7 protein-coding genes and 1 tRNA gene are annotated in these 7,644 nt (G+C 59.4%); 4 read left to right on the top strand and 4 right to left on the bottom strand.

Annotated features, from left to right (window positions below; all coding sequences use genetic code 11):
- The first annotated feature begins 788 nt into the window (after positions 1-788).
- From ACFWP0_RS20885 to ACFWP0_RS20870, 4 genes are all read left to right on the top strand, one after another.
- The gene (locus ACFWP0_RS20885; RefSeq protein ID WP_377845221.1) at positions 789-953 is read left to right on the top strand and encodes a Tn3 family transposase; all 165 of its coding nucleotides are present in this window, start codon (positions 789-791) and stop codon (positions 951-953) included.
- A 267-nt stretch (positions 954-1,220) separates the two neighbouring features.
- Positions 1,221-1,517, top strand: a complete 297-nt coding sequence (locus ACFWP0_RS20880) for a hypothetical protein (RefSeq protein ID WP_377845219.1) — start codon at positions 1,221-1,223, stop codon at positions 1,515-1,517.
- Positions 1,518-1,618: 101 nt separating this feature from the next.
- Positions 1,619-2,929 carry an MFS transporter gene (locus ACFWP0_RS20875; RefSeq protein WP_377845217.1) on the top strand — a complete coding sequence of 437 codons (1,311 nt, stop codon included), beginning with the start codon at positions 1,619-1,621 and terminating at the stop codon, positions 2,927-2,929.
- A 156-nt stretch (positions 2,930-3,085) separates the two neighbouring features.
- The gene (locus tag ACFWP0_RS20870; RefSeq protein WP_377845215.1) at positions 3,086-3,799 is read left to right on the top strand and encodes a Crp/Fnr family transcriptional regulator; all 714 of its coding nucleotides are present in this window, start codon (positions 3,086-3,088) and stop codon (positions 3,797-3,799) included.
- Between the two features lie 273 nt (positions 3,800-4,072).
- On the opposite strand, the gene ACFWP0_RS20865 is transcribed toward ACFWP0_RS20870, so the two are convergent.
- The 4 genes from ACFWP0_RS20865 to pheT form a co-directional block, all read right to left on the bottom strand.
- Positions 4,073-4,149, bottom strand: a tRNA-Pro gene (locus tag ACFWP0_RS20865).
- Positions 4,150-4,379: 230 nt separating this feature from the next.
- Positions 4,380-4,814 (bottom strand): MerR family transcriptional regulator, encoded by a 435-nt coding sequence (locus tag ACFWP0_RS20860; RefSeq protein ID WP_377845213.1) that lies wholly within the window; start codon positions 4,812-4,814, stop codon positions 4,380-4,382.
- Between the two features lie 58 nt (positions 4,815-4,872).
- Positions 4,873-5,211 (bottom strand): integration host factor subunit alpha, encoded by a 339-nt coding sequence (locus ACFWP0_RS20855; protein WP_377845212.1) that lies wholly within the window; start codon positions 5,209-5,211, stop codon positions 4,873-4,875.
- Positions 5,212-5,214: 3 nt separating this feature from the next.
- On the bottom strand, positions 5,215-7,632 hold the full coding sequence (pheT, locus tag ACFWP0_RS20850; RefSeq protein ID WP_377845210.1) for a phenylalanine--tRNA ligase subunit beta: 2,418 nt from the start codon (positions 7,630-7,632) through the stop codon (positions 5,215-5,217).
- Positions 7,633-7,644: the final 12 nt, after the last annotated feature.

The raw sequence follows: 7,644 nt of genomic DNA, 5'->3' as shown, positions 1-7,644 counted from the left end.
ATCAAAGCTCGATAGCTCCACGCGCAGTAGAAATGTCTCGGACAAGGCTTCGTCGAGCGTGAACTCGAGCACCTCGAAGTCCACGCCAGCGGCGGACGGGGTAAAGGTAAAACGCACATCGGATAATCGGGGCATGTCGCATCCTAAGCGACCGGAGTGCCAGCGATAATCCTTCCGGGCGCGTATGAACAGCAAGAGAATGCGGCCGATGATGTTCCAGGCCACAAATGTCTGCTTGATTTAGTAGCTTGTAATTGTGGAGTAGAAACTCGTCGCGCGCAGAATTCAAATTTTGAATACGCGAATAGACAAATTACATACTCTTGAAGGCGCGCATCGGCGTGGATGCGTTTTGCGGGCTGCGGTGTGCCATGTGAGGCGCACGCCGCGAACGTGACGGCCAGGGAGGAGTTGAAACACGATACCTAGACAAGTAAAAGAACCGATGCGATAACCACTGGGAGACCGCAGGTCTCTTGGCAGAAGACTTGTATGCCGTGACGATAAATCTCTCGACCGCCGCAAGATATCTGACAGGTCAGAATTTTATGGTGCAATGGCGTTTAGGACGTACAGGCCCAGCACTTGCAAGCGAGTGAAATCATCTGCAGCACGCGTTGTCTTGCGAATTTAAAGCGCCCTACGACATGCTGCTTCCCCGGCGAATTCCGCACTAAGGATAAGGCGTCGCGAGATAGGCTTCTACCAGACTCGCATCTGGCAGACCTCTACCCGAGCGGTCAATCACCGGGCCATGGCGCGCAGGCGCGGCGGCGCCAATCTCCACGATGGCAGCAAGCCGGGCACGAGAATCCTACAGCGGCTTCTCCGATCAAGACGGCTACTTCAGCATCCTGCCGATCCGCACGGCCGAACGCGAGGCCGTCTATGTGCTCGACGGCATGCTCGACCACCACGCCACCCTCGCGATCGAAGAACTGTTCACCTCATGATTCGTTCCAGCTTAGTGTGCCTGCGGGAACAAATCTTGTTCTGGCCCCAGGGTGCGGCGTCCGGCACAAGTAGCAAGCGCCTCGGCCAATTTGGCCAAATTTTCATTGTTTTTCACCGCTATCCGAATATTCCGATTTTTCTTGATTGCAATCAAGGACCGCCATTCAAATATAGAGCATGCGCCAGTACGCTCACAAATGTTGACCACCTCGGAGAGCCGTGCGATCCGAGACCAACGTAAATCGAAAATTCAATCGGAGACTACCATGAGCATTGTATACACCCGTACTGGCCGCCCGAATAGCGGCAAACAATCCGAGGCGTTGGCTTATTTCAAAGCACGAGCTGAAGCCATTCAGAAAAACTACGGCATTGCCTCCGAGGTAAAGATCCGGGCAGGCGGTCCCATTGGGGAAGTCATTCTGATTTCACGTATGAAAGATCTGAATGAGTTCGAAACCACGAAACGCAAGGTAGTCGCCGATACGGAAAAGGGGAAAATTCCGACGGCGCCCGCCGGAGTTTTCGCCAGTGGCGATGATGCGCTTTGGCTTGACATGTAAGTCTGGATTAAGCTGAACCGCGAAAGCCCGTTACGACCAGGGGAATCGGCGCATTGAGCAGTCAGTGCGCCGTTTTATTTTCGCAAATGGGAGGAACGTTCGTGAGACAAATTGACGTAAAAGAGCTGATTGGAAAGGCGCGGTTCTCGTCCTTCCATGGCACGCTGTTATTCTGGTGCGGGCTCGTAATCATCTTTGACGGGTACGATCTGGCCGTGGTCGGCGTCGCACTTCCCACAATGATGGCCGAACTGAATATTGGAGGCACGATGGCCGGCCTGATGGCCAGCTCTGCACTGTTCGGCATGATGTTCGGCAATGTCGTTTTCGGCGCATTGGCTGAGCAGTTCGGTCGAAGGCGGACAATTATTTTCTGCGTTACGGTTTTCAGCGTATTTACCGCGGCCGCGGGCCTTGCGCAGGACGCGCTCTCATTCAGCCTACTTCGCTTCATTGCCGGATTGGGTATCGGTGGCGTGATGCCGAACGTCATCGCGCTCATGACTGAATACTCCCCGCTGCGCCTGCGTAGCACGCTCGTATCCATCATGTTCAGTGGATATGCCATTGGTGGGATTCTGGCGGCAGTAACAGGCAAGAGTTTCATTGAAGCCTATGGCTGGCAGTCCGTTTTTATTGCCGCCGCAGCACCGGTCCTTTTGATCCCAATGATTTGGAGAGGGCTTCCTGAGTCGGCTGCTTTTTTGAAGAGAAAGCGGCGTTACCAGGAGCTGCAAGGGGTCTTGAAGCGCATTTCGCCGGCCTATTCGCCAAGAGTTGATGATGATCTACTTATACCGGTCACTAATCGGTCCAGCATGGCTTCGTTCAGAACGCTTTTTACGGAAGGCAGAGGCTTCAGCACGGCAATGTTCGGGGCAACCTGTTTCCTCAGCCTATTCATGGTCTACGCTTTAAGTACCTGGCTGACGGCGCTTCTCAAGGAAGCTGGTCATAACCTGGGCTCTGCTTTGACTTTTGTGCTCATTCTCAATCTTGGCGCGATCGCAGGAGCTGTTGGCGGGGGATGGCTTGCGGATCGCTTTCGTATCAACGTGGTCTTGGCGCTGATGTACTTGATGGCGGCGGTCGTCATATCTGCCATGGGGTTCGGCCTGTCCGATGATGCGCTGTCTCTCGTGGTCGCATTCGCCGGCGCAGCAACAATAGGGACGCAGATCGTCACCAGTGCCTATGCAGCTCAGTTCTATTCTGAAGAAATCCGTTCCATGGGGGTCGGCCTCATGCTCGGTATCGGGCGTATCGGGGCGATGAGCTCTCCGATCATCATTGGCCTGCTCGTCAACATCCAACTCCCGCTTTGGCAGAATTTCCTCGCTATCGCTGTGCCCGGGGTGATCGCGGCCGCCACCATCATGCTGGTGGACTACAAGCAGACCCAAAAAGCGTAATCGGTTCTTTCAATCACTCGATGGCCTTTGCCTGCTTGCGAAGAGCCTGGGAGAATTCGCACCTGCCGAATCGTAAAAAAGCCGAATCGGTAATGAAGTATCGTCGTTTCCAAGTAGAGAGGATCAGGCGCGAATAGAGAGGATCAGGCGCGAACTATGGACTTCATTCATAATCCAATTGACACCAGCCTACTACGAAATGTCCCGCTTTTCCGGCAGGTCCATCAACAACACCTGGACGCACTTGCGAAATCCGTAAAGAAAATATACGCAAACCGCAAAGTGCGATTGTTTCGTCAAGGCGACCGCTGCGAAGGGTTCCACGCGATCGTCTATGGCCGTATCAAGATGTCGCTGCTTTCGTGGCATGGAGCGGACAGGCCAATTCAGATCATGGGTCCCGGCGAATGCTTTGGCGATATCACCATGTTCAATGGCGAAAGCTACTTCATGAACGTGGATGCCATAGAGGATTCGTTGTTTCTGTATGTCCCCCGAGACGCCATCGCCGCATTATTAAAATCCGACAGCGACTTTGCCATGGCAATGCTTGGAAGCTTATCCCAGCGCGTAAGGGGCATCGTCGGCGATATCGAGGCCTATGCGCTTCAACCCCCGGCGGCGCGCCTGGTAAGTTATCTCATCAGGCTGTTGCCGCCCAATAGCTTGCGGACGGCCAAGATCGAACTTTCGGTCAACAAGAACATCATCGCTGCTCGTTTGAATTTATCCCCGGAGACCCTGTCCAGATATTTCAAGGAATTGACCGCTCTTGGCTTGGTGACTGTAAATGGGCGTCTCGTCGTCGTCCACGATATCGACAAACTCGAAAACTACCTGGCCGCCAGGCCGGCGACCGCACGGCAATGAGCCAACAGGGGCGCGCGCCTGATCGCTTCGCGGGCATGCGATCGCTGCTGGGTCTTGACCCCAAACACGCTCACTAGCCACATTGAACCATTGCGCGACATGGGCAGCAGTACGACTATAGGTGCTGGCCATGCTTATGACGCCAGCGGCGCCCAAACTGTTTGAGATCGCCCCAACTGTTTGAGATCGCCAAGAACTTCTTAGGCTACCCAGCAAAGAAAAAGGGCCTACATGCCGAAGCGTGTAAGCCCTTGTTCTTTACTGCTGTATTTATGGTCGGGACGGCGGGATTCGAACTCGCGACCCCTTGCACCCCATGCAAGTGCGCTACCAGGCTGCGCTACGCCCCGAAAGAAAAAGAGTATAGCAGAACAAAAAATTGTTTGCACGCATTGGCGCAAAAAAAGTGCTGAATACTCAAAAAATTTTGCGCCTCGTGTTCGTCGTTCGCACTAGTTGCATGCGAAGCGGCGCGAGGCGCATGGTACCGATGCTGCAGCGCGCATGACCGCAAGGCCGTGCGCCGCAGGTACTGCTTTCAAGCAATGAATCGTGAACAGTAAAGCGCGATGCGCTCGACTCAGAAAGCCGGGCCCGAGTGGCCGGCGCTTGCTGCGGCCGGCGTGTTCACGGAATTGCCCAGCGCTTCGGCGAGCATCGTCGAAACGTTGCTCAACTCGTTGCGCAGGGATTGCATCTCGGCGCCGGACAGGCGCACTGCGGCATCCTGATCGTGCGGGACGTCGCGCGCATCGCCCAGGCGATTGCGCGCGCCGCTGATCGTGAAGCCTTGCTCGTACAACAGGGAACGGATGCGGCGGATCAGCAGCACTTCGTGATGCTGATAGTAGCGGCGGTTGCCGCGACGCTTCACGGGCTTGAGCTGCGTGAACTCCTGTTCCCAGTACCGCAATACATGAGGCTTGACGCCACACAGGTCGCTGACCTCACCAATGGTGAAGTAGCGCTTGGCGGGAATGGGCGGTAGGGTAACGGTGGATTCAGTACGTGTCATAAGCGGATTTTATGCGCGCGATACGTCGGGCGCCGATAACAATTACCGACAAAACGTATCACTCCGAGGCGTCGGGTGCGGCAGGCGCCGCCTGCTCGACTACGCTCTTGAGTTTCTGACTCGCGTGGAAGGTGACCACGCGGCGTGCGGCGATGGGAATGGTCTCGCCGGTCTTGGGATTGCGGCCAGGGCGCGGCGGTTTGTCGCGCACCTGGAAATTGCCAAAGCCCGAGAGCTTGACGGAATCACCGCGCGCGAGAGCGTCGCGGATCTCCTCGAAGAACGTATCGACGATGTCCTTGGCTTCGCGCTTGTTCAGGCCGACCCGCTCGAAGAGCAGCTCGGCCAGCTCGGCCTTGGTCAGGGTGCGTTGCTCGACAAGCATACTAGTCCCCATGGTTCAAGCACGCTGGCGCGCGCCGTGCGCACTGACCAAAGCATCCTTGATGCGTGCCAGGCAATCCGCCACACGTGCTTCGTCCAATGTGACTTCAGTGTCCTGTAGCCAGAAACGGAAAGCAAGACTTTTCTCGGTGACGGGTTGGCCGCCGTGGGGCTTCTCGCGCCACACGTCGAACACGCGCGCGTCCTGCACCACCGCCAGCTGCGCATCCGATTTGACGGCCGCGGCGACGGTATCCAGCATCGATTGGGTGGACACGTGGGCATCGACCCACAGCGCCAGATCGCGCACCACCACGGGTTGACGCGACAGTTCGCGCACCTGCGGCAGTTCGCCTTCCGACAACGCGGCCACGTCCAGCTCGAAGACGACGGGCGCCTGCGCCAGATCGGCCTGCTGCGCCCAGCGCGGGTGCAGCTCGCCGATCCAGCCCACCTGCCGGCCGTCCAGTTCGATGCGCGCGCTGCGTCCGGGATGCAGCGCGGGATGCGCGGCGGTCTCGAAACGCAGACGGCGGCCGCGGACGCCAAACAGCGCCTCGACGTCCATCTTCACGTCGAAGAAGTCCACCTGGCGCGTCGCCACGCCCCACTGCTCTTCCAGCGCCGGCCCCCACGCCGCGCCCGCCAGCCTCATCGGCTGGCGCACGCCCGCCACTTCCAGCGGACCGTCTTGCGCCGCGTCGTCGCGCATGAACACGCGCCCCAGCTCGAACAGGCGCACGCGCGACTGCTTGCGGTTGGCGTTGTGGCGGATGTTGGCCACCAGGCCGGCGATCAGGCTGGAACGCATGACCGACAGATGGCTGGCGATCGGGTTCACCAGACGGACGGGCGTGTCGTTGCCCGCGTAGTCGCGTTCCCAATCGGCTTCGACGAAGCTGTAGTTGACGACTTCCTGGTAATCCTGCGCGGCGGTCAGGCGACGCAGCGCATGCGCGCCGCGACGGATCTCGGGCTGCGAGAACATCTTGGCGCGCGCCATCGGCGGCACGTCGGGAATGCTCTCGAAACCATAGATGCGAGCCACTTCCTCGATCAGGTCTTCCTCGATCTCCAGGTCGAAACGGTACGACGGCGGGCTGACGATGAAGTCATCGCCTTCGACCGTGAATTCCAGGCCCAGGCTGCCGAAGATTTTGGCGACCTGCTCCTGCGTGACCGGCACGCCCAGCACGCGATGGCAACGCGCCAGGCGCATGCGCACCGCGGGACGCTGAGGCAGATTGACGATCTGGTCATCGACGGGACCCACCTGGCCGCCGCAGATGTCGACGATCAGGCGCGTAATGAATTCAAGGTGTTCCGGAATGCTGGCGTAGTCCACGCCGCGCTCGAAGCGATGGCTGGCTTCCGAGCTGAACTTGTAGCGGCGCGCGCGGCCGGCAATGGCCTGCGGCCACCAGAACGCCGCTTCCAGATAGATGTTCTGCGTATCCAGCGTCACGGAGGTGGCTTCGCCGCCCATGATGCCGGCCAGGCTTTCGACCTGCTCGCCCGCGACGACCACGCCGACCTTCGGGTCCAGCGTGACGGTCTGGCCGTTCAGCAGTTCCAGCGTCTCGCCTTCATGCGCCCAGCGCACGCTGATGCCGCCGCCGATCTTGTCCAGGTCGAACACGTGCGACGGGCGGCCCAGTTCGAGCATGACGTAGTTGGAGATGTCCACCAGCGCCGACAGCGAACGTTGGCCGGCGCGCTCCAGGCGCGTCTTCATCCATTCGGGCGTCGCGGCCCGGGCGTTCACGCCACGGATCACGCGGCCGCCAAAACGGCCGCACAGATCGGGGGCTTCAATCTTGACCGGCAGGCGCTCGTCCAGGGTCACGGGCACGGCGACAGCCGTGGGCACCGACAGCGGCGCGCCCGTCAGGGCTGCGACTTCGCGGGCCACGCCCAGGATGGACAGGCAGTCGGCGCGGTTGGGCGTGAGCTTGAGCGTGAAGAGCGTGTCGTCCAGATCCAGCGCTTCGCGGATGGACTGGCCGGGAACCATGTCGGCCGGCAGTTCCAGGAGGCCGGCGTGGTCTTGCGACAGGCCCAGTTCGCGGGCCGAGCAAAGCATGCCGGACGACTGGACGCCGCGCATCTTGGCGACGCCGATCTTCATGCCGCCAGGCAGTTCCGCACCCACGCGGGCCAGCGGCACCTTCAGGCCGGCGGCGGCGTTGGGCGCGCCGCACACAATCTGCAGGCGCTCGCCGGAGCCGTCGTCCACCTGGCAGACGCGCAGCTTGTCCGCGTCAGGGTGAGGAGCAATGCCGACGATATGGCCCACCACCACGCCGGTGAAGGCGGGCGCGGCGGGCACGGTGTCTTCGACTTCCAGGCCGGCCATGGTGAGCCGGTGCGCGAGTTCGTCGGTTGCGATCGGAGGGTTGACCAGCGTACGCAGCCAGGATTCGGGAAATTGCATGATCAGCCGTCT

Origin of the sequence: Achromobacter sp. NPDC058515 (assembly GCF_042721735.1) — a bacterium.
In the GTDB taxonomy this organism is placed as follows: domain Bacteria; phylum Pseudomonadota; class Gammaproteobacteria; order Burkholderiales; family Burkholderiaceae_B; genus Achromobacter.
Note: the sequence above shows the minus strand (reverse complement) of the source record. Positions and strands in the feature narration are given on the sequence as shown.